General features: G+C 49.8%; 1 protein-coding gene. It reads left to right on the top strand.

The genetic code is table 11. The features are described from left to right. Nucleotides 1-221: hypothetical protein (locus B4920_RS29725; RefSeq protein WP_161493408.1), on the top strand; the 221-nt coding region annotated here is incomplete at its 5' end. Nucleotides 222-229 lie beyond the last annotated feature (8 nt).

Below are 229 nucleotides of genomic sequence, written 5' to 3' on the forward strand. Positions count from 1 at the left end.
CTGGAAAACTTGATGACAAGCTAATGGGCATGCTCAACATTCCAGAGGGTGGAGACTTGCTAGCCATGAGCAACGAGCCATTCCTTAACGCATTTGCCAGGGCGATCGGTGAAAACACACTCAACCAGTATAGGATGATCGAGGTCGCTGGAATGATGCCTATCGACGCAGGGTATCTGCGGCAATCTTTGCGTATGGGTATGACAACGCATCATTACTAAAGGCTGCC

The organism is Zoogloea sp. LCSB751 (assembly GCF_002028455.1).
Taxonomy (GTDB): Bacteria; Pseudomonadota; Gammaproteobacteria; order Burkholderiales; family Rhodocyclaceae; genus Zoogloea.